Raw genomic sequence first — 25,510 nt, 5'->3', positions numbered from 1 at the left:
AGCCGGAGATCACTGCTCGCCGAGCGGGACGGACACGTACGACGGGTCGTCCACGGGCGAGGAGAAGGTCAGCTGCGCGCCGGACGGGTTGTGCTCGGCGTAGAGCGGGTCGACCGTGTCGACCACCAGCGCGAGGCGGTGCCCGGCGGGGACGTCGTAGGCCGTGGAGAACAGGTCCAGGTCGACGGCGAACGGCTCGCCGGGCGTCCGCCCGTGCCAGGTGTACGGCGCGTGCGTGACCAGCTTGCCGAGGCCGAGGGGGCCGACGTCGTACAGGTAGGCGACGAGCGTGCCGCTCTCCTTCGTGGGCGTGAGCGTGGTGTGCAGGCCGGCCGTGCCGCGCACCCGCTGGGCGCTGCCGTACCGCTCCGACTGCCACACGGCCGCCCAGCGGCGCGGCAGTAGCGGCATCGAGGCGATGGGCGGCAGCTGGGCCACTTGGTCCAGGATGCTGGAGAGGAAGACGATCCCGCCGTCCGCGCCGGAGTCGACGTTGGCGTGGATGGTGGTGGAGCCCGCCAGGGTGATCTTCTTCCGGGTCGCGGTGACCGACTTCCAGTCCGGGTAGCCCTCGTACCCCCCCGCGCCACGGGACTTCAGCCGGACCGGCTGCTCGCGGTCGACGCCGTTGTCGGCGCCCCGGAGGTAGTGGTCGAACCAGCGCCGGGTGTCCGTCCACACGTCGTTGGGCAGCCCGAACAGACCGGTCAGCTCGGCGGTCGCGTGGTCGCCGGGGCGCAGTTCGAGCCGCTTGGGTCCGGTCAGCTTCTCGTAGAAGGAGGCGTACTGGTTGGCCGGGAAGACCGTGTCGCCCCAGGCGTTGGCCAGCATGACGGCGGCGCCGTTGCTGTTCAGCTGGTCGACGTAGGTCGCGGCGGAACGTTTCCGCCCCCAGTCGATCATCTCCTGTTCCGTCGACAGGTCCGAGGAGTACAGGTTGTCGAAGATGGTGCGCAGCTCGGCGCTCTCGCGGCCGGTGAGGGTGGCCGCGCCGTCCAGCACGGCCGCCGCCTGGAGGTGCTGGGTGCGGCCCGAGTAGATCGAGTCGATCAGGTCGGCCCAGCCGCTGAGCGCGGCCACCGCCTTGACGCGCTTGTCGTGCGCGGCGGCGAGCAGACTGATCCCGGCGCCGTACGACACCCCGGCCATGCCGATGTGCTCCGGGTCGGCCGGGGTGTGCGCCAGCGCCCAGTCGATGACCTTGGAGGCGTCCGCTACGTCGGGCGGACCGGCTACTTCTATCTCGCCGCCGGACTGCCAGAAGCCGCGCACGTTGTAGGTGAGCACCACATAACCGGCGTCGGCGAGCTGCTGGGCCTGGGCCAGGTACTCGACCTGGGGCAGGCCCCAGCTCGTGGGCAGCACCAGGAGCGGGTAGCTGCGGGTGCCGTCGGCGCCCTCGGGCATGAGGACGTTGGCCTTCAGTACGGTGCCGCCGTCGCCGGCGATGTCGACGAACCGGACGTTCGGTGCCGCCGACGCGGCCGGTGCCAGACCGACGACGGTGCCGGCGATCAGCGCCGCCGACACGGCTCCGGCGGCGGAGGCGCGCAGCGCGGTACGACCTTGTCCCACGGGTCACTCCTTACTTGTGTCCATGCAAAGTGACCCGACGGTAACCTCACAGCCTTACCGCAAGTAACCCGTCGGTAAGTTACGTACCAGTAAAGATTGTTGAAGCATCACGCGGTGTCACTCGGCGCCGGTGGCGGGGGCGGGCTCCGGCACGGGCGTCCGCGCCGTCCGCGTCACATCCGCCACCAGCTCCACCACATCGGGGCCGTACGCCTCGGAGTTGACCACCTTCAGCAGCAGGACGAAGGAGCCGGTGCCGTGTCTGCGGTGCAGCCGCTCGTGATGGCGGGCGAGATAGCGGGTGGCGGCCTGGTTGGTGACGGCGCGCTGGCCGCAGAAGAGGAACACGGGGCGGGAGTTCGCCTGCCCGTCCGCGGTGAGCCGGGCCAGCAGCACGTACTCACTCCGGCCGCGGTCCATGCGGTACTCCTCCGTGCCGATCCGCAAGGCGCCCAGCTCCGGGCCGGCGTCGGTCTCGACGTTCATCCGCACACCCGGCAGCAGCGAGGAGAGATGGGCCGCCATACGGCGGTTCGAGTAGGGCCCGCCGAGGCAGAACTCCGTACGCTCGCCGAAGCCCTGCCGGGCGGCGTCGTGCGCCACCACTTGGGCGTGCGCGTTGCAGTCCTTGATCAGCGCGGCGAGTTCCAGCAGAGCGAACACGTCGTACCGCATCACCGACAGCTCCGGTCCGCCCGCCTTGTGGTTGACCACCAGCAGCGACTCGGAGTGGTCCGGCAGCCCGAAGAAGGCCTGCTTGCGCCGCAGTCTGCGCCGCCACAGGTACGTGCGGGCGAGCCAGCCCAGCGCGGCGGAGACGCCCGCGGCTATGACCCCCAGGACGATGTTGCGCACGTCGTCGTTCATGGCCGCGCATGCTAGCGGGCCCGGGCGACGGCCACGGGGCCCAGGCGTACTGTCGTAGTACCGGCGATCCGGTTACGCTGCGCGGACTGTCCCGACGGGAGGTACGGATGGGTCGTCCTGGTACGCGCAAACTGGCTGTCCTGGCGGTCTCGGCCGCCGTGGTGTCGGTGGGGGCGGCGGCGCCACCCGCCGCGACGAACGCGCCGGCGAACGCGATGGCGGATGCGGCGCCGGCGAAGGTCCCCGTGGCCGTCGGCCACGGCGGCGCGGTCGCCAGCGTCGACCCGGACGCCTCCGCAGCCGGCATCGAGGTGCTCGAGCACGGCGGCAACGCGGTGGACGCGGCCGTCGCGACCGCCGCCGCGCTCGGCGTCACCGAGCCCTACTCCGCCGGCATCGGCGGAGGCGGCTACTTCGTCTACTACGACGCCAAAACCCGCACGGTGCACACCATCGACGGCCGCGAGACCGCACCGCAGAGCGCCGGCGAGGACCTGTTCACCGAGAACGGCAAGCCGCTCGCCTTCGCCGACGCCGTCAGCAGCGGTCTGGGCGTCGGTACCCCGGGCACCCCCGCCACCTGGCAGAAGGCGCTGGACGAGTGGGGCAGCAAGAGGCTCGGCACCCTGCTGAAGCCCGCCGAGCGGCTCGCCCGCGGCGGCTTCACGGTGGACGACACCTTCCGTGCGCAGACCGCGTCCAACGAGACCCGGTTCCGCTACTTCCCGGACACCGCCGAGCTGTTCCTGCCCGGCGGAAGGCTGCCCGTCGTCGGTTCCACGTTCAAGAACCCCGAACTCGCCCGCACCTACGAGGAACTGGGCCGCGAGGGGATCGGCGCGCTCTACCGCGGGGACATCGGCGACGACATCGTCAGGACCGTCGAGAAGCCGCCCGTGGACCCCGCATCCGGCTGGAACGCCCGCCCCGGCAAGCTCGCCGAGAAGGACCTCGCCGTCTACCGCGCCAAACTCCAGGCGCCCACGAGGACGTCGTACCGCGGCCTGGACGTGTACTCCATCGCTCCCTCCTCCTCCGGCGGCACCACCGTCGGCGAAGCGCTCAACATCCTGGAGCGCACGGACCTGTCGAAGGCGAGCGAGGTGCAGTACCTGCACCACTTCATCGAGGCAAGCCGGATCGCCTTCGCCGACCGCGGGCGCTGGGTCGGCGACCCCGCCTTCGAGGACGTACCGGCCAAACAGCTGCTGTCCCAGCGGTACGCCGACTCGCGCGCCTGCCTGATCAAGGACGACGCGGTGCTCAGCAGCCCGCTGGCGCCCGGAGACCCGCGCCACCCGGCGGCCTGCGGCCCGGGCGGTACGGCGGCCCCGACGACCTACGAGGGCGAGAACACCACCCACCTCACGGTCGCCGACAAGTGGGGCAACGTCGTCGCCTACACGCTCACCATCGAGCAGACCGGCGGCAGCGGCATCACCGTCCCGGGCCGGGGCTTCCTGCTCAACAACGAGCTGACCGACTTCTCCTTCGCCCCGGCCAACCCGGCCGTGCACGACCCGAACCTGCCGGGCCCGGGCAAGCGCCCGCGCTCCTCCATCTCCCCGACGATCGTCCTGGACCGGCACGGCAAGCCGGTGGTGGCGCTCGGTTCGCCGGGCGGCGCCACCATCATCACCACCGTGCTGCAGACGCTCACCGAGTTCCTGGACCGGCGTCTGCCGCTGGTCGACGCGATCGCCGCACCGCGCGCCAGCCAGCGCAACGCGGCCCAGACCGAGCTGGAACCGGCGCTGTACGACAGCGGGCTGCGGGGGCAGCTGGAGGCTATCGGGCACCGCTTCAAGCCGAACCCGGAGATCGGCGCGGCGACCGCCGTGCAGCGGCTGCCGGGCGGGAGGTGGCTGGCCGCCGCCGAGAAGGTACGGCGCGGCGGCGGCTCGGCGATGGTGGTGGACCCGGAGCGGTAGTGCTCACAACTCTGGCGCGGGCGGCTGTGCTTCCTCGGTAGCGAAGTCCAGCCGCCCGTCCTTGACGTCCACCGTCACCCGGTTGCCCTCGGTGACCGTGCCGTTCAGCAGCAGCCGGGACAGCTGGTTGTCGACCTCGCGCTGGATGGTGCGGCGCAGCGGCCGGGCGCCGTACTCCGGCTGGTAGCCGCGCTCGGCCAGCCAGTCGACGGCCGCGCCCGTGAACTCCACCGAGACGCCCTGCCCGTCCAGCAGCCGCCGGGTGCCCTCCAGCAGCAGATCGGTGATCCGCCGCAGCTGGTCGCTCGTCAGCTGCCGGAAGACCACGATCTCGTCGATACGGTTGAGGAACTCCGGCCGGAAGTGCTCGCGCAACGGCCGCAGGATCTGCTCGCGCCGCGCCTCCTCGTCGGCGTCCGCGCCGCCCGGCCCGAACCCGATCCCGGCACCGCGCCGGGTGATCGCCTCGGAGCCCAGGTTGCTGGTCATCACGATGACCGTGTTGGTGAAGTCCACGGTCCGGCCCTGGGAGTCGGTCAGCCGGCCGTCGTCGAGGACCTGCAGCAGGATGTTGAAGACGTCCGGGTGGGCCTTCTCCACCTCGTCCAGCAGGAGCAGCGAGTACGGGTGCCGGCGCACCACCTCGGTGAGCTGCCCGGCCTCCTCGTGACCGACGTACCCGGGCGGGGCGCCGACCAGCCGGGAGACGGTGTGCCGCTCCTGGTACTCGCTCATGTCGAGGCGCACCATGCGGTCCTCGCTGCCGAACAGGGCCTCCGCCAGCGCCCGGGCCAGCTCGGTCTTGCCGACACCGGTCGGGCCGAGGAAGAGGAAGCTGCCGATCGGCCGGTGCGGGCTGGCGAGCCCGGCGCGGGAGCGCAGCACCGCCTCGGACACCACGGCGACCGCCTCCTCCTGGCCGACCACCCGCTGGTGCAGGTGCTGCTCCAGGCCGAGCAGCCGCTCCTTCTCCTCCTGGGTCAGCCGGCTGACCGGGATGCCGGTCTGCCGGGACACCACCTCGGCGACGGCCTCCGCCGTCACGGCCAGGTCCTGGCCCTCGTCGGCCCGGTCGCCGCCGCTCGCCTCGGCGATCCGCTGCTTCAGCTCGGCGATCCGGTCACGCAGCTGCTTGGCCTGCTCGTAGTCCTCGTCGGCGACCGCCTGGTCCTTGTCCCGGACCAGCTGTTCGGTCTCGCGCTCCATCGCGCGCACGTCCGTGCCCTTGGTCCGGCCACCGAGCCGGACCCGCGCGCCGGCCTGGTCGATCAGGTCGATCGCCTTGTCCGGCAGCCGCCGGTCGGTGAGGTACCGGTCCGACAGCTCGACGGCGGCGACCAGCGCCTCGTCGGTGTAGCGGACCTGGTGGTGGGCCTCGTACCGGTCGCGCAGGCCGCGCAGGATCTCGATGGTGTCCTCGGCGGTCGGCTCCGGCACCAGGACCGGCTGGAAGCGGCGGGCCAGCGCCGCGTCCTTCTCGATCCGGCGGAACTCCTCGAGCGTGGTCGCGCCCACGACGTGCAGCTCGCCGCGGGCGAGGGCGGGCTTGAGGATGTTCCCGGCGTCCATCGCGCCGCCCTCGCCGCCGGTGCCCGCGCCGACGACGGTGTGCAGCTCGTCGATGAACACGACCAGCCGGTCGGAGTGGGCGCGGATCTCCTCCACGATGGTGTTCAGCCGCTCCTCGAAGTCGCCCCGGTAGCGGGTGCCGGCCACGACACCCGTGAGGTCCAGCGCGACCACCCGCCGTCCGGCCAGCACGTCCGGGACGTCCCCGTCCGCGATCCGCTGGGCCAGGCCCTCCACGATGGCCGTCTTGCCGACGCCCGCGTCACCGATGAGCACCGGGTTGTTCTTGCCGCGCCGGGACAGCACCTCGATGGTCTGCTCGATCTCCGAGTCCCGGCCGATGACCGGGTCGATCCCGCCCTGCCGGGCCAGGTCGGTCAGATCGCGGCTGTACTTGTCCAGGGTCGGCGTGCCGGTGGGCCGCTGCCGCTGCCGTTCGGGACGCGGCTGTGTGCTCTCCGGGGCCTCGGGCGGCAGGGCGCCGCCCGCGAACCGGGCCGCGTGCAGGATGTGCCCGGCCGCCGAGTCCGGGTTCGCGGCCAGCGCGCTCAGCACGTGCTCCGGGCCGATGTACCCGGCGCCGCTCGCCCGTGCCATGTCGTGCGCGTCCAGCAGGGCCCGCTTGACCGCCGGCGTCAGCGACAGTGAGGTCGGCGCCGGTGCCTCGCCCGGCGGGTGCTGGACCGGTCCCGACCGGTCGTCGATCTCGTGGGCGAGCGAGTCCGGGTCCGCGCCCGCCCGGCTGAGCAGGCTCCGGGTGGGCTCGGTCGACACGGCCGCGCGCAGCAGGTGCTGGGTGTCCAGGTCCCGGCTGCCGTGCTCGGCGGCGTACTGGGCGGCTCCTCTGACCAGCTCCCGGGCCGGCTGGCTGAGCAGGCGGCCGATGTCGATGTGGCGGGGCCCGGGGGCTCCGCCGGTTCCGCCGAAGAAGCGGGCCAGGAATTCACCGAAGGGGTCAGGAGGGTAGCCGTTGGTCATCGCGTGGGTTCCTTCGCTGACGACATGCGGAGCGGCCGGGTAACCCGGGGGCGGGTTGCTCATGCCCACGATGACACGATCCGTTGGGGCGGGCATGTTCGCCTGTGGGGGCGGGTCCGGTGTGCTGCGGCGCCCGTGCCCGCGCGGCGGAGGAGCGCGTCCGGTGCGGCCCCCCGCCCCTCAGGCCGGCACGCGTGCCGTCAGGATCCTCGGGCCCGACTCCGTGATCGCTACCGTGTGCTCGACGTGGGCGGCCCGGGAGCCGTCGTTCGTGCACAGGGTCCAGCCGTCGGGCGCCGCGTGGTAGCCGTCCTTGCCGCTCGCGATCAGCATGGGCTCGATGGCCAGGACCATGCCGGGGCGCAGCGGCAGGCCGCGGCCGGGGCGGCCCTCGTTGGGGACCTCGGGCTCCTCGTGCATACGACGGCCCACGCCGTGGCCGCCGAAGCCCTGCGGGACGCCGTAGCCGGCCGTACGGCAGATCCGGCCGACGGCGTGGGCGATGTCGCCGATGCGGTTGCCGGCCACGGCCGCCTCGATGCCCGCCGCCAGCGCCCGCTCGGCGGTCTCGACCAGCCGGAGGTCGGCGGGGCGGGCGCGGCCCACCACGAAGCTGATCGCCGAGTCGCCGGCCCAGCCGTCCAGCACCGCGCCGCAGTCGACGGAGAGCAGGTCGCCGTCGCGGAGCCGGTAGCGGGTGGGGATGCCGTGCACGATCGCGTCGTTCACCGAGGCGCAGATCACCGCAGGGAAGGGGGTGGGGGCGAAGGAGGGGCGGTAGCCCAGGAACGGCGAGGACGCGCCCGCCTCGCGCAGCACCTCCCGGGCGACCTCGTCCAGCTCCAGCAGGGAGACGCCGACGCGGGCGGCCTCCCGTACGGCCGTCAGGGCCCGGCCGACGACCCGGCCCGCCGCGTGCATCGCGTCGATCGATGTGTCCGTCTTCAGTTCCACCATGCCAATTACTATACCGGTATTTGAATGGGGTACCGAGGCGGGCGGTATTAGAATGGGTCGCATGGTGCGCACCCCCCTCACCCCCGAAGAGCGCGAACGCGGCGAGCGGCTCGGGCTGCTGCTGCGTGAGGCGCGCGGCGACCGGAGCATGGCCGAGGTCGCCGCCCGGGCGGGCGTCTCGGCCGAGACGCTCCGCAAGATCGAGACGGGGCGGGCGCCGACGCCGGCGTTCTTCACCGTGGCCGCACTGGCCGGCGTCCTCGGTCTGTCGATGGACGACCTGGCCGCCCGGTGCGCCCTCGTGCCCGTCTGAGCACACCCGCACTGCGGGGGCGGCCGCGCAGGGGTCGGGATCCGGCAATGAGTTCTCCGCGCGCTGCCGGAAAACTGTGCGTAGCAAGCCCGTAACACGACTGGTGTTGCCTACCGGGCGTCAGTGCTGGCGGTCGGGTGGGAGCTGGGCGATGACTGTGCATCAACTTCCCGGTCGGGTGCGGGAGTTCGCGAGCTACTTGGACGCCTTTCTGGCGCGTCTCGATCCGCGCGGCGGCTGGAGCGGGGTGTTCTGGCAGCGCGACCCCGACGGCATGCGGGCCTGCCTGGACGGGCGCGAGGTGCCGCCGTGGGACGTGGTGGAGGCGCTGCTGGAGGACCTCGGCGTGGCGTACGGCCCCGCAGCCGCGGCGGCCGAGCGGGAGCGGGCCCGCGCGCTGCACGCCGCCGCGCTCACCGCGTACGACGCCCGGCCCGGCGCCCGGGACGCGCTGGCCGACCGGCTCGACGTCATGCTCCGCGAGCAGCGGTACGCCGCGGAACGCCAGGGCGAGCTGACCCGCCTGCTGTCCGCGCCGGTGTCCGACCAGGAGGCCGAGTCCCTCCGCCTCGACCTCGCCTGGGCCCGCGACGACCACGACCGCGCCACGGCCCGCTGCACCGAACTCCGCTCCCGCCTGGAACGACTCGACCGGGAGAGGATGCGCGCAGTGTCCGGGGGAGGGGGTGCGGTGACGGCATCCGGGGGAGCGGGCGCCGGGGTGGCCCCTGGTGGAGGGGACGGCCGGACGGCACCCCGGGAAGGGGACGCCGGGACAGCGCACGACGGCCGGCCTTCCCGGCCTGCCGGCGCCGCTGCCGACCGGCCCGCTCCCGGCATGCCGGCTGCCGGTGCCGTGGCCGTCGGGCGATTCGTGCGGGGGGCCGGTGATTCCGGTGGGGGGCTGGCGCAGGCTGCCGGGGCTCCGCTGGGCGACTGGTCTGCGCAGCACCCTGGGGCGCCCGTCGACCGGCCCGCTCCCGGCATGCCGGCTGCCGGTGCCGTGGCCGTCGGGCGATTCGCGCAGGGGGGCGGTGACTTCGGCGGGGGGCTCGCGCAGGGGGCGCCTGCTGCCGGTGACCCGCTCGGCGCCTGGTCTTCTCCGCCTGGTGACGCCTCCGTCGGCCTGCACGCGCCCGCGGCCGGTGACTCGCGCACCGGCCGGACCGATCAGCCTCCCGGCGCACCCGCCGACCGGTCCGCCCCCGCCGCCGTACCCCGCCCCACGGATCCCGAGGTCACCGCTGCCCCCGGTAAACCCCGTAAGCGGCGGCGCGGCAGCGCGCGGTTCGCCGGGGTCGTGGAGGGGGACCAAGCCGCTCCGGTCGTCGTGCCGCAGGCGCCCGTGGCCGGGGTGCCGGAGGCTGCCGCGGGGCGGCGTAGCCCGCGGGGCGCCCGGTTCGCCGGGGTGGAGGAGCCGGCCGAGCCGGTGCGGGCGGCCGTCGCCGCCGTGGACGAGGGGGCCGGAGCGGCCGTCGCGGGAGTCGTCGAGCGGCTGGCGCGGCTGCGTGCCGAGGGGCGCAGCGGGGAGGCGCACGTACTGCTGGTCGAGGCCGCGCGGTGGCCCGTGGGCCGGCTGCCGCTGCTCGCGGAGGCCCTGCACCGCGCCGGGCTCGGCGCCGACTGGGCGACGCTGCTGTGGGAGGCCGCCGCGCTGCCCGCCGAGCAGCTGGTCGCCGCCGCCGACGCGCTCGCCGCGGCCGGACGGGACGACGACGGGCGGGAGATGCTGCGGCAGGGCGTGGCGCGGCCGGCGGAGCAGATCGGCGCGGCGGTGCTGCGGCTGGACGGCGAGGGGCGGGAGCGGGAGGTGCGGGCCCTGCTGGACGCCTATGTGCGGGTCCGGACGCCCGAGGAGGCCGCCCGGTGCGTCGCCGCCGGCCCCCGGCGCCTGGTCCCGCTGCTCCTCCGGGCCGCGCTCGGCGTCTCCGACGAGCGGCACTGGGACCTCGTGCACGCGCTGCGGGTCGCCGGGCACACCACGTGACCGGAGCCGGGCCGCAGTGTCCTGATCTGCCCCGATCCGCCCACCCGGGCCGCCGCTGCGCTCACCCACCGGAGTGTGAAACGTGATCGACTCGGCCCGTTGACGACGATGGTCTTGGCAAGGGCCGCGCAGAGGCTTACTTTCGTCCCTCTACGGCCTGCTCTACGGGCGTAGAGGCTCTGACGTCGTGTCGAAGGAGCAGCTCATGGCCAACGTCGTCCGCGCCGCTCTGGTCCAGGCCACCTGGACCGGCGACACCGAGTCCATGGTGGCGAAGCACGAGGAGCACGCCCGCGAGGCGGCCCGCCGGGGCGCGCAGATCATCGGGTTCCAGGAAGTCTTCAACGCCCCCTACTTCTGCCAGGTCCAGGAGCCGGAGCACTACCGCTGGGCCGAGCCGGTGCCCGACGGGCCGACCGTGCGCCGGATGCGGGACCTGGCGCGCGAGACCGGCATGGTGATCGTCGCACCGGTCTTCGAGGTCGAGCAGTCCGGTTTCTACTACAACACCGCCGCCGTGATCGACGCCGACGGCAGCTATCTCGGCAAGTACCGCAAGCACCACATCCCGCAGGTCAAGGGCTTCTGGGAGAAGTACTACTTCAAGCCGGGCAACCTGGGCTGGCCCGTCTTCGACACCGCCGTCGGCAAGGTCGGCGTGTACATCTGCTACGACCGGCACTTCCCGGAGGGCTGGCGGCAACTCGGGTTGAACGGTGCCCAGTTGGTCTACAACCCGTCCGCCACCCACCGGGGCCTGTCCGCCTATCTGTGGCAGCTGGAGCAGCCGGCGGCGGCCGTCGCCAACGAGTACTTCGTCGCCGCCATCAACCGGGTGGGCCAGGAGGAGTACGGCGACAACGACTTCTACGGGACCTCGTACTTCGTCGATCCGCGCGGCCGGTTCGTCGGCGACGTCGCCGGCGACCAGGGAGAGCAACTCCTCGTCCGCGACCTGGACTTCGACCTCATCGAGGAAGTGCGGCAGCAGTGGGCGTTCTACCGCGACCGCCGCCCGGACGCCTACGAAGGACTGGTGCAGCCGTGAACGACCTCTACTCCCGCCACCGCAGGGTCCTGCCGGACTGGCTCGCCCTCTACTATGACGACCCGATCGAGATCACCCACGGCGAGGGACGGTACGTCTGGGACTCCGCCGGCCGCCGCTACCTGGACTTCTTCGGCGGCATCCTCACCACACTGACCGCGCACGCGCTGCCCGAGGTGACCAAGGCGGTCAGCGAGCAGGCCGGCCGGATCATCCACTCCTCGACCCTCTACCTCAACCGGCCGATGGTGGAACTCGCCGAGCGGGTCGCCCACTTGAGCGGCATTCCGGACGCACGGGTGTTCTTCACGACCTCCGGCACCGAGGCCAATGACACCGCCCTGCTGCTCGCCACCGCCTACCGGCGCAGCAACACCGTCCTCGCCATGCGCAACAGCTACCACGGCCGGTCCTTCAGCGCGATCGGCATCACCGGCAACCGCGGCTGGTCCCCGACCTCCCTGTCCCCGCTGCAGACCATGTACGTCCACGGCGGGGTCCGCAGCCGGGGGCCGTTCGCCGGCCTGGACGACCGCGCGTTCGTCGACGCCTGTGTCGCCGACCTGAAGGACGTCCTCGGCCACACCCGGCCGCCGGCCGCCCTGATCGCCGAACCCGTCCAGGGCGTCGGCGGCTTCACGTCGCCACCCGACGGACTGTATGCGGCATTCCGTGAAGTGCTGAACGCATACGGGATCCTGTGGATCGCCGACGAGGTGCAGACCGGCTGGGGCCGCACCGGCGACCACTTCTGGGGCTGGCAGGCGCACGCCCGCAACGGCCCGCCGGACATCGTCACCTTCGCCAAGGGCATCGGCAACGGCATGTCCATCGGCGGGGTGGTCGCCCGCGCCGAGATCATGAACTGCCTGGACGCCAACAGCATCTCCACCTTCGGCGGCACCCAGGTCACCATGGCCGCCGGCCTCGCCAACCTCGCCTACCTCCTCGAACACGACCTCCAGGGCAATGCCCGGCGCGTCGGCGGACTGCTCATCGAGCGGCTGCGGGCGGTCGCCGCCCAGCTGCCCGGGGTGCGCGAGGTACGCGGACGCGGACTGATGATCGGCGTCGAACTGGTCCGGCCGGGCACGGACGAGGCCGACCCGCAGGCCCTCGCCGCCGTGCTGGAGGCGGCACGGGAGGGCGGGCTGCTCATCGGCAAGGGCGGCGGCCACGACACCACCGCCCTGCGGATCACCCCGCCGCTGTCGCTGACCGTCGCCGAGGCCGAGGAGGGCGCGGCGATCCTGGAACACGCGCTGAGGAGCACGTACTAGAGAACGGGTGTACGGCCATGACCACCATCTCGGAGTCCCGCCACCTCCTCGCGCCGGAACCCGCGCTCTCCGTCCGCCAGGTGCTCACCCTGGAACGGGTGCTCGCCGGGGAGCCCGAGGTGGTGGCCGGCGCCGCACAGCTCGACCGGCCGGTGCGCTGGGTGCACGTCGCCGAGGCCGCCGACGTCGGCGTGATGCTGAGCGGCGGCGAGATGATCCTCACCACCGGGGTGCTGCTCGCCGGGGACGAGGCCCGGCAGGCCGAGTACATCCAGTCGCTGCACCGGGCGGAGGCGGCGGCCGTCGTCCTCGGCCTCGGGCGGGCCTTCCCCGCGCCGCCCGAGGTGATGCGCCGGGCCGCCGAGCGGTGCGGGCTGCCCATGGTCGTACTGCACCGGCCGTTCCCCTTCGCCGAGCTGACCGAGGAGGTGCAGTCCCGGCTGGTGCGGCGCAAGTACGCCGCGATCAGCCTGTCGGAGGCGGTACGCACCGCGCTCACCGGGCTGATCACCGCCGGGGCCCCGCTGCAGCGGCTGCTCGACGAGGTCGCCCGGCACAGCGGCTGCCCGGTCGTCGTCACCAACCTCGCCCACCGCGTCCTCGGCACCGCGGGGGAGCGGTCCGCGGTGGACGACGTGCTGCGCGACTGGGAGCGCATCGCCCGGCAGGCGGGCGGCGGCGCCGGTGACGGCTGGATCCACGCCGAGCTGGGCGGCCGCGGGGAGCGCTGGGGCCGGCTGCTGCTGTGCGGCTACCGGGGCGACGCGGCCACCGGGCGGCTGCTCGCCGACCGGGCCGCCGAGGCGCTGGTGCTGCACCGGATGCTCGGCGGCGCCTCCGCGCACAGCTGGGAGGAGCAGTCCGCGCAGAGCCTGCTGACCGACCTCGTCTCCGGGGTCGTACCGGCCCGGCAGCTGCTGCCGCGGGCCCGGGCCGCCGGACTGCCCGTCAACCGGCGCACCTTCGTCCCGCTCGTCGTCCAGGGCCGCGGGACGGACCAGCTCGACCGGGTGCTGCGGCTGCTGGGGCTGCCCGGCATCGTCGCCGAACTCGCCGACGGGGCCGCCGCCGTGCTGCTCAGCCTCGCCCGTGACCAGGACGCCGACGCGCTCACCGCGCACTTCGCGACCCGGCTGCGGGCCCAGGCGCCGGCCGTGGTCGCCGCCGCCGCTGCCCGGACCGCCTGGGAGGACGTGCCCGCCGGGCTGCGCGAGGCCCGGCATGTCGCCGACGCCGTCGCCGGCTCCTCGGCCGCCCTCGACCTGCCGGCCGTCGTCCGCCTCAAGGACGTCCACCTGCGCGGGCTGATCCGGCTGCTGCGCGACGACCCGCAGGTGCAGTCCTTCGCCGAGCGTGAGCTGGACGGGCTGCTGTGCGACGCCGAACCGGAGCTGCTGAACGTCCTGCGCACCTATCTGGCGACGGGCCGCAACAAGTCCCGCACCGCCCAGCTCCACCACGTCTCCCGGCCGGCCCTCTACCGCCGCCTGGAGGCCATACAGACCCGGCTGGGCGTCGACCTGGACGACTTCGAACAGGCGGCCTCCGTGCACATCGCGCTCCTCGCGCACGACGCGCAACAGGGGTGAAACATGGGACGACCTGCGACAACGGCGGTGAAACATGGGACCGGGCACGCGTGACACGGTGGCACGCCGACCGCCCGCGGACGTGACACGCTGCCAATCCACCCGGCTCCCCCGGCTTTCTAGGCTCACCGCACACCGAGCTACCGGAGGTCCCGATGAGCCGAGTGATCCGTGCCGCCCTCTTCCAGACCGCCTGGACCGGCGACAAGGAATCCATGATCCAGGTGCACGAGCAGGCGGCCCGCGACGCCGCCGCCCAGGGCGCCCAAGTCCTGTGCTTCCAGGAGCTGTTCTACGGCCCCTACTTCTGCCAGGTCCAGGACAAGGCGTTCTACGAGTACGCCGAGCGGATCCCCGAGGGCCCGACCGTGCAGCGCTTCCAGGCCCTCGCCCGCGAACTGGGCATCGTCCTGGTGCTGCCCATGTACGAGGAGGAGCAGCCGGGCGTCCTGTACAACACCGCCGCCGTGATCGACGCGGACGGCTCCTACCTCGGCAAGTACCGCAAGACGCACATCCCCCAGGTCCAGGGATTCTGGGAGAAGTTCTACTTCCGCCCCGGCAACAGCGGCTGGCCCGTCTTCGACACGGCCGCGGGCAGGATCGGCGTGTACATCTGCTACGACCGCCACTTCCCGGAGGGCTGGCGGGCGCTGGGCCTCGCCGGTGCCGAGATCGTCTTCAACCCCTCGGCCACCTCGCGCGGCCTGTCCCGCTACCTCTGGCAGCTGGAGCAGCCGGCGGCGGCCGCGGCCAACGAGTACTTCGTCGGCGCGATCAACCGGGTGGGCGTGGAGGACCTGGGCGACAACGACTTCTACGGCACCACGTACTTCGTGGACCCGGAGGCCCAGTTCGTCGGGGAGGTGGCGAGCGACAAGGAGACCGAACTCGTCGTCCGCGACCTGGACCTGGCCAAACTCCGCGAGGTCCGCGACCGCTGGCAGTTCTACCGGGACCGGGCGCCGGGGGCGTACGAGCCGCTGACGGCGCCGTAGAGACACCGGTGCGGGCAGCGCCCCGCAGGGGGTGCGGGGCTGTGTCCGATGTGCGGCTGCGCCGCGTGGGCGCGACCAGCCACCACGTACCCGCACGCGACCACGAAGGAGAGGGCCCATGAACCGCCGAACAGTCATCCGCGGTGGCCTGGTCATCACCGCGTCCGACGAGATCCACGCCGACGTCCTCATCGAGGACTCCCGTATCGTCGCCCTCGCCGCGCCCGATTCGCAGCACTGGAGCGCGGACCGCACGATCGACGCCACCGGCAAGTACGTCATCCCGGGCGGCGTCGACGCCCACACCCACATGGAGCTGCCGTTCGGCGGCACCTTCGCCTCCGACACCTTCGAGACCGGCACCCGGGCCGCCGCCTGGGGCGGTACGACGACCATCGTGGACTTCGCGGTGCAGAGCGTCGGCCGCACGCTGCGCGAGGGCCTGGACACCTGGCACGCCAAGGCCGAGGGCAACTGCGCGATCGACTACGCCTTCCACATGATCGTCTCCGATGTGAACCAGGAGACGCTCAAGGAGATGGACCTGCTGATCGAGGAGGGGGTCACCAGCTTCAAGCAGTTCATGGCCTACCCCGGGGTCTTCTACTCCGACGACGGGCAGATCCTGCGCGCCATGCAGCGCTCCGCCGAGAACGGCGGGCTGATCATGATGCACGCCGAGAACGGCATCGCCATCGACGTGCTGGTCGAGCAGGCGCTCGCCCGGGGCGAGACCGATCCGCGCTACCACGGCGAGGTGCGCAAGGCCCTGCTGGAGGCGGAGGCCACCCACCGGGCCATCAGGCTCGCCCAGGTGGCCGGCGCGCCCCTGTACGTCGTGCACGTCTCCGCCATGGAGGCCGTGGCCGAGCTGGCGCGGGCGCGCGACGAGGGGCTGAACGTCTTCGGCGAGACCTGCCCGCAGTACCTGTTCCTGTCCACCGACAACCTCGCCGAGCCGGACTTCGAGGGCGCGAAGTACGTGTGCAGCACGCCCCTCAGGCCGAAGGAGCACCAGGCCAGGCTCTGGCAGGGCCTGCGCACCAACGACCTCCAGGTCGTCTCCACCGACCACTGCCCCTTCTGCTTCACCGGCCAGAAGGAACTGGGCCGCGGCGACTTCTCCAAGATCCCCAACGGGCTTCCGGGCGTGGAGAACCGTATGGACCTGCTCCACCAGGCGGTCGTGGACGGGCACATCTCCCGCCGCCGCTGGATCGAGATCGCCTGCGCCACCCCGGCCCGGATGTTCGGCCTGTACCCGAAGAAGGGCACCATCACCCCGGGCGCCGACGCGGACGTCGTCGTCTACGACCCGCACGCCGAGCAGGTGATGTCCGCCGAGACCCACCACATGAACGTCGACTACTCGGCGTACGAGGGCAAACGCGTCACCGGCCGCGTCGAGACGGTCCTCTCGCGCGGCCACATCGTCATCGACCAGCGGGAGTACACCGGCCACGCCGGGCACGGCGTCTTCACCCCGCGCTCCACCTGTCAGTACCTCACCTAGGAGCCGCGCCCATGGACTTCGGACTCGTCCTGCAGACCGACCCGCCCGCCTCCCGTGTCGTCAGCCTGATGAAGCGGGCCGAGCGCAACGGCTTCCGCTACGGCTGGACCTTCGACTCCGCCGTGCTCTGGCAGGAACCGTTCGTGATCTACAGCCAGATCCTGGCGAACACGCAGAAACTCAAGGTCGGCCCGATGGTCACCAACCCGGGTACCCGCACCTGGGAGGTGACCGCCTCCACCTTCGCCACCCTCAACGACATGTTCGGCAACCGCACCGTCTGCGGCATCGGCCGCGGCGACTCCGCGATGCGCGTCGCGGGCCGCACCCCCAACACCCTCGCCCGGATCAGCGAGGCCATGAAGGTCATCCGCGCCCTCGGTCGCGGCGAGGAGGCCGACCTCGGCGGCACGAAGATCCGCTTCCCGTGGATCAGGGAGGGCGCCGAACTCCCCGTCTGGATGGCCGCGTACGGCCCGAAGGCGCTGAAGATGACCGGCGAGGAGGCCGACGGGTTCATCCTCCAGCTCGCCGACCTGTACCTGACCGAGTACATGGTGAAGGCCGTCAAGGACGCTGCGGCCGCCGCCGGCCGGGACCCGTCCGAGGTGACGATCTGCGTCGCCGCCCCCGCCTACGTCACCGAGGACGACTCGCCCGAGGCCCTCGCGCACGCCCGCGACCAGTGCCGCTGGTTCGGCGGCATGGTCGGCAACCACGTCGCCGACCTGGTCGCCAGGTACGGCGAGCACTCCGCCCAGGTCCCCGAGGAACTCACCGACTACATCAAGACCCGGCAGGGCTACGACTACGCCCACCACGGACGCAGCGGCAACCCGGACACCGCGTTCGTGCCGGACGAGATCGTGGACCGGTTCTGCGTCATCGGCCCGGTGGAGAAACACATCGAGAAACTGGCCGCGCTGCGCGCCCTGGGCGTCGACCAGTTCGCGGTGTACGACATGCACGACGCCCAGGAAGCCACCATCGACGCCTACGGCACGCAGGTGATCCCGGCCCTCAACGCCTGACCCCGCTCCCCGAGTCCCCCCACGCCCCTCTTGGTCTCCCCTCCCCGCCGTCCCGGGGAGGGGGCTGGTGCCCGCACGGCCTCTCCCGATCCGTCCCTCCCCGATTGGCCAGCCCATGACCGACACCGCTCCCACGGCCGTACCGATATCCGGCCAGGTCACCCTCCCCGACGGGCGCGTGGAACTCGCCCCCGGCACACCGCCGCCCAGCGGCCCCTACGCCAACGAGGACCTGCTGCCGGTCCCCGCGGCGGGGCGCACCTGGACCACGTACAACTTCTCCGCCCTGTGGGTCGGCATGGCCCACAACACCGCGTCCTGGACCCTGGCGTCCGGGCTGATCGCGGTGGGCATGGACTGGAAGCAGGCGGTGTTCACCATCGCCCTCGCCAACCTGATCGTGCTGGTGCCGATGCTGCTGACCGGGCACGCGGGCCCCAAGTACGGCATCCCGTTCCCGGTCTTCGCCCGCGCCTCCTTCGGCGTGCGCGGCGCCAACCTGCCCGCCGTCGTACGGGCGTTGGTGGCCTGCGGCTGGTTCGGCATCCAGACCTGGATCGGCGGCGAGGCGATCTACTTCCTCGCCGGGAAACTCATCGGCGAGGGCTGGCGGAACGCCTCGCACATCGGCGGGTACGCCTGGACCATGTGGCTGTCCTTCGCGATCTTCTGGGCGATCCAGGTCGCGATCATCCACCGCGGCATGGAGACCATCCGCCGCTTCGAGAACTGGGCCGCGCCCTTCGTCCTGGTCGGCGCGTTCGTGATGCTGTGGTGGATGAGCAGCAAGGCCGGCGGTGTCGGCCCGCTCTTCGACCAGCCGTCCAGGCTCGGCTGGGGCGGCGACTTCTGGAAGCTGTTCTGGCCCTCCCTCATGGGCATGATCGGCTTCTGGTCGACGCTGTCGCTGAACATCCCCGACTTCACCCGCTACGGAAAGAGCCAGCGGGCCCAGACCTGGGGCCAGGCGCTCGGCCTGCCCACCACGATGACCCTCTTCGCGTTCCTCTCCGTGCTGGTGACCTCCGGCTCGCAGGCCGTGTACGGCCAGCCGGTCTGGGACCCGGTGCAGCTGGCGGCGAAGACGGACAACGTGGTCGGGCTGCTCTACGCCCTGGTCACCGTGCTGGTGGCCACCCTGTCCGTGAACATCGCGGCCAACCTGGTCTCCCCGGCCTTCGACTTCTCCAACGTCGCCCCGAGGAAGGTGAGTTTCAGCACCGGGGCCCTGATCACCGCGGTCCTCGCGGTGCTGATCTTCCCGTGGAAGCTGTACTCCGACCCGCAGGGCTACATCTTCACCTGGCTCGGCCTCGTCGGCGGCCTGCTCGGCACGGTGGCGGGCATCCTCGTCGCCGACTACTGGCTGCTGCGCCGCACCCGGCTGGACCTCGCCGACCTGTACCGGGCGGGCGGCCGCTACTGGTACGCGGGCGGCTGGAACTGGCGGGCGGTCGTCGCCTTCCTGGCGGGCGGTGTCCTCGCGGTCGGCGGGGCGAGTTTCAAGCCCCTGATCGACGGCCGCCCGATCCCCGCCCTGGCCTCCCTCGCCGACTACGGCTGGGCGGTGGGCCTCGGCACCTCCCTGGTGCTGTACCTGGCCCTGACCCTGATCACCCCGCCGAGAACGGCGTCAGGGTGAGGGCGGCACCGGCGGGCACGCGTCGACCGCGGCGACGGCCTCGGCCCGGGCGAGCCGCACCGCGACCTCACCGGTGTCCGTGCCGAGCAGGAGACGCCCGCCCCCGGTCCGCACGGGCTCGCCGCACACGACCCCCGACGGGGTGCGCACCAGGATCCGGGGACCGTCCTTCTCGGGGCCGTACCAGGTCAGCGCCACCGCCGTGACGAGCAGCGCCCCGCAGGCGACCGTCAGCGCCACCCCGCGGGTCAGGGCCCGTACCGTGCGGCGGGTCTCCATGTGATCGCCCAGGTGCAGCGCGGTGGCCGTGGCGGGGACGCCGGTGGGCAGCCGGACCCCGGCCGGCGCGCCGTGCGCCGCCCGGAGCAGCAGCAGCGCGCCGAGCGTGCCGCACAGCAGGCACAGCAGCAGCGCACCGCCCACCAGGGCGTCGTACGGGGAGGCCAGCTTCCCCACGTCGGTACGGCCCTTGACCAGGCCGAAGCCGAGCAGTCCGGCGAACAGGGCGGCGAGCCCGTTGCGCCAGGCGAGCGCCGCCTCCCGGGCCCGGGACAGCTCACCGGCGAGCAGCTCCCGGGTCTGCCGGGCGGCCCGGCGGTCGGCCGGCGTCCCGGGCGGCCCCGGCCGCACCTGCCGGCGGGGGGTCATCCCCGTTCCACGAGGACGTTCCAGTAGGCGCCGCAGCCCGTCTCCTCGGGCGGGCGGCCCGGATGCCCGGCCTCGCACGCGCACAGCACCGGCACGTGCGCCGGCCGGCCCCCGCGGCGCGGCGAGCGGAAGACGCGGTCCGTGTGCGTGTACGAGAAGGCGCAGCCGCACCGGGGACACCGGCCGTGGAGCACGACCACACCGGCGTCCGCGGCCTCGACCCGCAGGCCGGCCGTGTAGCGGGCCGCGTAGTCGTCGTGCGTCGTCTCCAGGTACGGCACGAGGGCGCCCGGTCCGGGGTTCGTCACCGCATCCCTCCCTCCGGCCATCGCAGCGGATGTCCGCAACGGACCACCCAGGATGCCCACTTCGGGCCGCCCGTGCCACGGCGGATCGGGCGGAAACCGGCCGGGAGCCGGGCGTTGTCCGGCAGGATGCCGGTGAGGTGCGCCGGACCCGGCTGCCGGATCACCGAAACGGGCACCATGGCGGCGGAGGGGATGACACATGAGTGAAGCCGGGGCCGCCCCCGTGGCCGACCGCGCCGCCGCCGCACGCGCGCGCACCGACGGATTCTCCGTACCGCTCGACCCGGAGGCGTACACGGGGCCACGCGGACCGGCGCTCGACGCCCTGACCGAGGAACTGGAGTCGCTCGCAGGCGACGTGGCCGGGGTGCAGGGCGCTGAGGCGACGGCCGCGGCGGTGGCGGCCCGGCTCGGCCGGTGCCGGGCCGTACGGTTCGTCCTCGAAGGCGCCCCGGCCGACCGGGAGAGGGCGCTGCCCCTGCTGACCGAGGCCCGCACCTGCGCGCTGCTCGGCGACGGGGACCGGGAGGCCGCGCACCGGGACCTCGTGGCGCTGGTCGGCTCGCGGCTCGTACGGCTCGACCGCGAAGCCCTGGGCGGCCCTTCGGACCCGTGGACCGTCGACCGGCTCATGTCCCTCGTCGCGCTCGGTACCCCGCTCACCGAGGGCGGCACGGGCATGGTGGAGGACAGCGCCCTGCTCGTCCGGCTGCTGCTGGAACGCGAGCAGCAGCGCATGCCGGACGGACTCCGTGACCATCTCCGGCTGTTCAGCGAGATGGCCGACGCGCTGTCGGCCGGTGACACCGACACGCTCGTCCGCGGCGGCCGGCACTTCGTCGGCACCATGACCGACGGAGCACTGCCGACACCGCTCGCCACCCTCCTGGCGCTGATGCTCGACCACATCGGGCGGGCCCCCGCCACGCCCCCGCCGCAGGAGACCGGCGCCGCGCCGGCCGGCGACACCGACGACCCCGCCGACGTCCGCGACATCCTGACCCAGTTCCTCGCCCTCGCCGAGGTGATGTCCCCCGGGACCGTCGCGCCCCGGGACGTGTCCGGGCTCCTCGCCGAACTGGCGGGAGAACGCGCCGCCACCGGCGGCGAGCGCGCTTCCCTGCCGTCGAGGATGGTCGCCGCCCTCGTCCACGTCGCCCTCGCCACCCGCAGCGGCGACATGGAGGGCTTCCGGGAGGCGCTCCGGCTGATGCACGAGGCGTCGGCCGGCGGCGAACTCGACAGCCGCACCCACAGCGAGTGGCTGCGCACCGTCGTCCCGGCACTGCTCCTCGGGGCCGCCCTCACCGGCGGCAGCCTGCAGGACGAGGACATGGCCAGGGAGCTGTTCGAGGCCCAGCAGTGGGACGGCGACCCCACGAGCGCCGTCGCCGCCAATCTGCGCCTGTGCGGGGAGGCCGTCCGGCTCCAGGTGCAGCTGACGTCCGCCCTGGACCGCGGCGACGCCGGGGCGGTCGAGGACGTCGTCGACGCCCTGTGCGAACTGGAACTGGACGAGACCTACGACGGCGCCGAGGAATGGACCGGTGTCCTGACCGCCTTCGTCCTCGGCGGTGCCTACCTGGGCCGTGTCGTGCTCGCCACGTCCGCGGACGACCGGACCGCACAGCTGCGGGCGGCCGTGCACCACCTCCGGCGGGCCGTGGAGACCTCGGTGGACCTGCCCGTGCTGCGCAGCCTCCTCGACATCACCTGGGCCCCGCTGCTCACCCTGACGGCGATCGCCGAGTCGGACCCGAGCCGCATCGCCGAGGGCGTACGGCGGGCCCGGGCCGCCCTGGACCACACCGGATTCACCTCCGACTTCCGGTCCAGGGCGCGCGGCGGCATCGCGCTCGCCCTGGACACCCTGCACCTGCTCACCGGGGACGCGGAGGCGCTGGACGAGGCGGTCGCCGAGCTGACGCGGGCGCTGACCGAGCTGCCCGACGGTGCCCCGGGCGGCGCCGGCCTCACCTGGGACCTGGCCGCGCTGCGCGCCAAACGCGCCACCCTGTACGCGGAGACGCCCGGAGCCGGCGACGACCTGCGCGCCGCCGTGGACCTCGCCCGCACCTCCCTGCGGCTCTCCGCCGACGACGTCCTGCTCCAGCAGGGCGTCGGCCGCGGCCTGCGCATCGCGCGCGCCGCGGCCGACCGGGGCCGCAGAGCGGCCTTCTGGGCGCTGCGCGCCGGACTCACCGAGGAGGCGATCGCCTGCCTGGAGGCGGGCCGGTCCCTGGTGCTCGGCGCGGCGGCCGTCTCCGCGGGCGTCGCCGACCGGCTCGCGGCCCTCGGCGAGAGCGAGCTGGCCGAGCGCTGGCGTGCGGCCGCCGATCCCGGGGAGCACGGCGACGACCGCTCCCTGCTGGAACTGTCCGCCGACGCGAGCCGGGACGCCCCCGGCGACCTGCGCGGCCGCTCCCCGCTGGAAGTGCTCGCCGCGGCCGGCGCGGGCGCCCCCGGCCTCCCCGGTGACCTGCGGCGCCGCTCGCTGGAGGTGTTGCGGGGGCGGGGCGGGGACGACGTACAGCCCGTCGTGGCCACCGTGAGCGACCTGCGCGCCGGACTGCGGGCCACGGGCGCGGACGCGCTGCTGTACCTGGTGCCCGGCGTGGACGACCCGGACGGGACCGTCCTCGTCGTCACCGGGGCCGGCCCGGTGGCGGCGCTGCCCCTGCCCGGGCCGGCCCCCGGGGGACGCGGACCGGTCGCGGCGTACCTGGCCGCCGGCGCGGACCGGCAGCGCCTGGAGGCCGCCGACCCCGCCGCGGCCAACCCCAGGGAGAAGGAACGCGCCGTACGCCGCTGGCAGCGGGCCCTGGACGACCTGTGCGCGTGGGCCGGCGAGGTCCTCGGCCCGGCCCTGACCCGCCTCGCGGTGTGGGACCGCGCCCTCGCGGAGTCCGGTCCGACGCGGGCACCGGCCGGCGCGGGCGACGCCGTACGACCCGACGGTGTGCCTTCCGCCGCCGTGCGTCTGGTCATCGTGCCCTGCGGTGACCTGGGTGTGGTGCCCTGGCAGGCGGCCGTGCTGGAGCCGCCCGCCGGGTACGGCCCGGCGCGTGCGGTACGGGCCTGTGAGGTCGCCGTCCTCACGCACGCCGCCTCCGGCCGGGAGTTCCTGCGCGCCGCCGCCCGCCGGCGCATGCCCCCCGCCGACCGGCCGGCCCTGGTCTTCCACGGCGCGGACGACCTGCCGTGGGCGGAGGAGGAGATCGACACCCTGGCCGCCGTCCACTACCAGGGGGCCGTCGTGCACCGCCCCGACGAGGACCCCGCCACCCCGGAGACGGTCCTGGACCTGCTCGGCGGCCGGGCCGCCGAGCCCGCCTCCCTCGTGCACCTGGCCTGCCACGGCCTCGCCGGCCCGGACCCGACCCGGTCGGCCCTGCGCCTGGCGGCGCCGGACGAGGACGGCGAGCCGTCGGGCACCGGCGGTGACCTCACGCTGAGCGCCCTGCTGGAGGCGCCCGCCGAGGGCGACGCCTTCCGCTCGGCCGGGCCCCTGGTCGTCTGCGGCGGCTGCGAGACGGACCTCACCACCCGCGACCACGACGAGGCCCTGACCCTGACCTCGGTGCTGGTGCACCGGCTGGCCGCCGACGCCATCGGCTCCCGGTGGAAGGTCGACGACATGCGCTCCGAGCTGCTCATGCTCGTCCTGCACGACGCGCTCGACCGGGGCCTGGCCCCGCCGGACGCGCTGCGCGCCGCCCAGCGCTGGATGCTCACCGCGCCGGACGAACGCCCGCCCGTCCCCGCGCTGAAGGCCATCGCGGCCCCCTGGCGGCTCACGGAGGACCTCCGCGACCGGCCCGACACCTGGGCGGGCTTCGTCCACCACGGCAACCCGGCACCTGCCCCCGCGCGGCGGCAGGAAGGAGAACGCGCATGACGTCGGAGGAACTGCTCAGGCTCCTGGAGACCCACTGGACCACCGTCGTCACCGGGCTGGACGACGACGACCTCGGCCGGGTCTCCGGCGCCCTGCGGGAGATGCGCGAGGAGACGGTCGCCGGCCGTCCGGCGGCCGTCGCCCGGGCCGTGCGCCGGCTGAAGCGCACGCTGGCCGCGCTGCCGCCCGACCACCCGGTGTCCGAGGCGCTCGGCGGCCACCGCTACGCCGCCGGCGCGCGGGAACTGCCCCGCCTCACCACGATCGACGCGGTCATCGCTGTGCTCGGCGCCCCGCCGCCCGACCCGGCCGAACTGCTGCGGTCGGCCCGCCGCCGGCTGCTCGCCGCCCCCGCGCTGACCGAGGCCGAACACGCCGCGCTGACCGGGGCCGGCCCCACCGGACCGCCCGGCGGCCGGGATCCGGCCGCGGGTCTGATCCGGCTCCGCGACCCGGACGACGGCATCCGCTACCCCCGCTTCCAGTTCCGGCCCGGCACGGCCGAACCGCTGCCCGTCGTCCGCCGGATCAACGTCCTGCTCCGCGCGGACCGCGACCCCTGGGGAGCCGCCGACTGGTGGCTGGGCGGCAACCGCTGGCTGGGCGGCGTCCCCGCGGACCTGCTCGGGGTGCTGCCGGACGACGCGCTGGAACGCGCCGCCGCCGAACTGGTGGGAGCCTGCTGATGGCCGGCCAGCTTCCGCCCGAGGGCGTCACCATGACGCCGCTGCGGCACTCGCTGCCCGCGGGCACCGTGCTGTGGCGGTGCCACGAGGAGCAGTTCGAGGCCGGCGAGTTCAACCCGAACGTCGCGCACGAGTTCTTCAAGGGCAGCCGTTTCGACCCCACCGACAAGGACCCCTACCCCTACCTGTACGCCGCCCTCGACCCGGTCACCGCCCTGTCCGAAGTCCTGCTCAGATCGGTGGAGTTCGGCGACGACGGCGTGCGCCAGATCCCCTGGGCGCAGGCGTCCCGGTACGTCCTGTCCGCGGTCCGCACCACGGCCGGCCTGTCCCTGGTGGACCTCACGACCGCCGAGGGGCTGGCCGCCGTCTGGCAGGACGACTGGCTGATCGACACCACGGAGTACGCCGGCACCCGGTACTGGGTGCGGGTGATCCGTGAACGCTGCACCGATGTGCAGGGGCTGTGGTGGACGTCCAAACGCTGCCGGCCGCGCCCGGCGCTCCAGCTGTTCCAGGACCGCTGCCCGGACGCGCCCCTCGACCCGCACCCGCTGGAGTGGCTGCGGCTGGCGTCGCCGGACGACGTGCGCAAGGTCAACCGGCTGCTTGCGCCGCTGCACGCGGTCGTCTCGGCCCCGCAGGACTGAGCACCGCCGGCACGCGGCTGCCCCGGTCCCCCGAGGGGGGCC

General features: G+C 73.6%; 19 protein-coding genes. 13 read left to right on the top strand and 6 right to left on the bottom strand.

Annotated elements, in window-relative coordinates:
- Positions 1-9 precede the first annotated feature (9 nt).
- The gene (locus ACIP4Y_RS08695) at positions 10-1,575 is read right to left on the bottom strand and encodes a CocE/NonD family hydrolase (RefSeq protein WP_401389619.1); all 1,566 of its coding nucleotides are present in this window, start codon (positions 1,573-1,575) and stop codon (positions 10-12) included.
- A gap of 117 nt (positions 1,576-1,692) precedes the next feature.
- Entirely contained in the window at positions 1,693-2,442 is a 750-nt protein-coding gene (locus tag ACIP4Y_RS08690) for a hypothetical protein (RefSeq protein WP_358645207.1), read from the bottom strand.
- A gap of 107 nt (positions 2,443-2,549) precedes the next feature.
- On the opposite strand from ACIP4Y_RS08690, the gene ggt reads away from it, so the two are divergent.
- A complete protein-coding gene (ggt, locus tag ACIP4Y_RS08685; protein ID WP_401389617.1) occupies positions 2,550-4,373 on the top strand; it encodes a gamma-glutamyltransferase in 1,824 nt (607 codons plus the stop codon).
- Positions 4,374-4,376: 3 nt separating this feature from the next.
- On the opposite strand, the gene ACIP4Y_RS08680 is transcribed toward ggt, so the two are convergent.
- Both ACIP4Y_RS08680 and map read right to left on the bottom strand, forming a co-directional pair.
- The gene (locus ACIP4Y_RS08680; RefSeq protein WP_401390638.1) at positions 4,377-6,920 is read right to left on the bottom strand and encodes an ATP-dependent Clp protease ATP-binding subunit; all 2,544 of its coding nucleotides are present in this window, start codon (positions 6,918-6,920) and stop codon (positions 4,377-4,379) included.
- A gap of 180 nt (positions 6,921-7,100) precedes the next feature.
- The gene (gene map, locus ACIP4Y_RS08675) at positions 7,101-7,877 is read right to left on the bottom strand and encodes a type I methionyl aminopeptidase (protein WP_401389614.1); all 777 of its coding nucleotides are present in this window, start codon (positions 7,875-7,877) and stop codon (positions 7,101-7,103) included.
- A gap of 61 nt (positions 7,878-7,938) precedes the next feature.
- On the opposite strand from map, the gene ACIP4Y_RS08670 reads away from it, so the two are divergent.
- From ACIP4Y_RS08670 to ACIP4Y_RS08630, 9 genes are all read left to right on the top strand, one after another.
- Positions 7,939-8,190, top strand: a complete 252-nt coding sequence (locus ACIP4Y_RS08670) for a helix-turn-helix domain-containing protein (protein WP_401389611.1) — start codon at positions 7,939-7,941, stop codon at positions 8,188-8,190.
- 151 nt (positions 8,191-8,341) lie between these two features.
- Positions 8,342-10,177, top strand: coding sequence for a hypothetical protein (locus tag ACIP4Y_RS08665; RefSeq protein ID WP_401389608.1), 1,836 nt, complete (start codon positions 8,342-8,344; stop codon positions 10,175-10,177).
- A gap of 205 nt (positions 10,178-10,382) precedes the next feature.
- Positions 10,383-11,225 carry a nitrilase-related carbon-nitrogen hydrolase gene (locus tag ACIP4Y_RS08660; protein WP_401389605.1) on the top strand — a complete coding sequence of 281 codons (843 nt, stop codon included), beginning with the start codon at positions 10,383-10,385 and terminating at the stop codon, positions 11,223-11,225.
- Positions 11,222-12,505 carry an aspartate aminotransferase family protein gene (locus tag ACIP4Y_RS08655; protein ID WP_358645195.1) on the top strand — a complete coding sequence of 428 codons (1,284 nt, stop codon included), beginning with the start codon at positions 11,222-11,224 and terminating at the stop codon, positions 12,503-12,505. The genes ACIP4Y_RS08660 and ACIP4Y_RS08655 overlap by 4 nt, the downstream gene beginning before the upstream one ends.
- Positions 12,506-12,522: 17 nt before the next feature.
- On the top strand, positions 12,523-14,094 hold the full coding sequence (locus tag ACIP4Y_RS08650) for a PucR family transcriptional regulator (RefSeq protein ID WP_401389602.1): 1,572 nt from the start codon (positions 12,523-12,525) through the stop codon (positions 14,092-14,094).
- A gap of 155 nt (positions 14,095-14,249) precedes the next feature.
- Complete coding sequence (locus ACIP4Y_RS08645) at positions 14,250-15,092, top strand: nitrilase-related carbon-nitrogen hydrolase (protein ID WP_358645191.1); 843 nt, start codon at positions 14,250-14,252, stop codon at positions 15,090-15,092.
- A gap of 118 nt (positions 15,093-15,210) precedes the next feature.
- The gene (hydA, locus tag ACIP4Y_RS08640) at positions 15,211-16,605 is read left to right on the top strand and encodes a dihydropyrimidinase (protein ID WP_401389598.1); all 1,395 of its coding nucleotides are present in this window, start codon (positions 15,211-15,213) and stop codon (positions 16,603-16,605) included.
- An 11-nt stretch (positions 16,606-16,616) separates the two neighbouring features.
- Positions 16,617-17,636, top strand: coding sequence for a TIGR03842 family LLM class F420-dependent oxidoreductase (locus ACIP4Y_RS08635; protein WP_358645187.1), 1,020 nt, complete (start codon positions 16,617-16,619; stop codon positions 17,634-17,636).
- 115 nt (positions 17,637-17,751) lie between these two features.
- The gene (locus ACIP4Y_RS08630; RefSeq protein ID WP_401389595.1) at positions 17,752-19,278 is read left to right on the top strand and encodes an NCS1 family nucleobase:cation symporter-1; all 1,527 of its coding nucleotides are present in this window, start codon (positions 17,752-17,754) and stop codon (positions 19,276-19,278) included.
- Here the strand turns inward: ACIP4Y_RS08630 and ACIP4Y_RS08625 are convergent.
- Entirely contained in the window at positions 19,270-19,926 is a 657-nt protein-coding gene (locus tag ACIP4Y_RS08625; RefSeq protein WP_401389592.1) for a hypothetical protein, read from the bottom strand. The genes ACIP4Y_RS08630 and ACIP4Y_RS08625 overlap by 9 nt on opposite strands.
- Positions 19,923-20,234, bottom strand: a complete 312-nt coding sequence (locus ACIP4Y_RS08620; RefSeq protein ID WP_401389589.1) for a hypothetical protein — start codon at positions 20,232-20,234, stop codon at positions 19,923-19,925. Before ACIP4Y_RS08620 ends, ACIP4Y_RS08625 begins: the two co-directional genes overlap by 4 nt.
- A 199-nt stretch (positions 20,235-20,433) precedes the next feature.
- On the opposite strand from ACIP4Y_RS08620, the gene ACIP4Y_RS08615 reads away from it, so the two are divergent.
- The 3 genes from ACIP4Y_RS08615 to ACIP4Y_RS08605 are packed head-to-tail and all read left to right on the top strand — an operon-like array spanning position 20,434 to position 25,468.
- Entirely contained in the window at positions 20,434-24,132 is a 3,699-nt protein-coding gene (locus ACIP4Y_RS08615) for a CHAT domain-containing protein (RefSeq protein ID WP_401389586.1), read from the top strand.
- Positions 24,129-24,818, top strand: coding sequence for a hypothetical protein (locus ACIP4Y_RS08610; RefSeq protein WP_401389583.1), 690 nt, complete (start codon positions 24,129-24,131; stop codon positions 24,816-24,818). Before ACIP4Y_RS08615 ends, ACIP4Y_RS08610 begins: the two co-directional genes overlap by 4 nt.
- Complete coding sequence (locus ACIP4Y_RS08605; protein ID WP_401389580.1) at positions 24,818-25,468, top strand: RES family NAD+ phosphorylase; 651 nt, start codon at positions 24,818-24,820, stop codon at positions 25,466-25,468. The genes ACIP4Y_RS08610 and ACIP4Y_RS08605 overlap by 1 nt, the downstream gene beginning before the upstream one ends.
- Positions 25,469-25,510 lie beyond the last annotated feature (42 nt).

It is taken from the genome of Streptomyces sp. NPDC088810 (assembly GCF_044750305.1).
GTDB lineage: Bacteria > Actinomycetota > Actinomycetes > Streptomycetales > Streptomycetaceae > Streptomyces.
The sequence above is the reverse complement of the archived record's forward strand: the minus strand, read 5'-3'. Positions and strand labels throughout refer to the sequence as shown.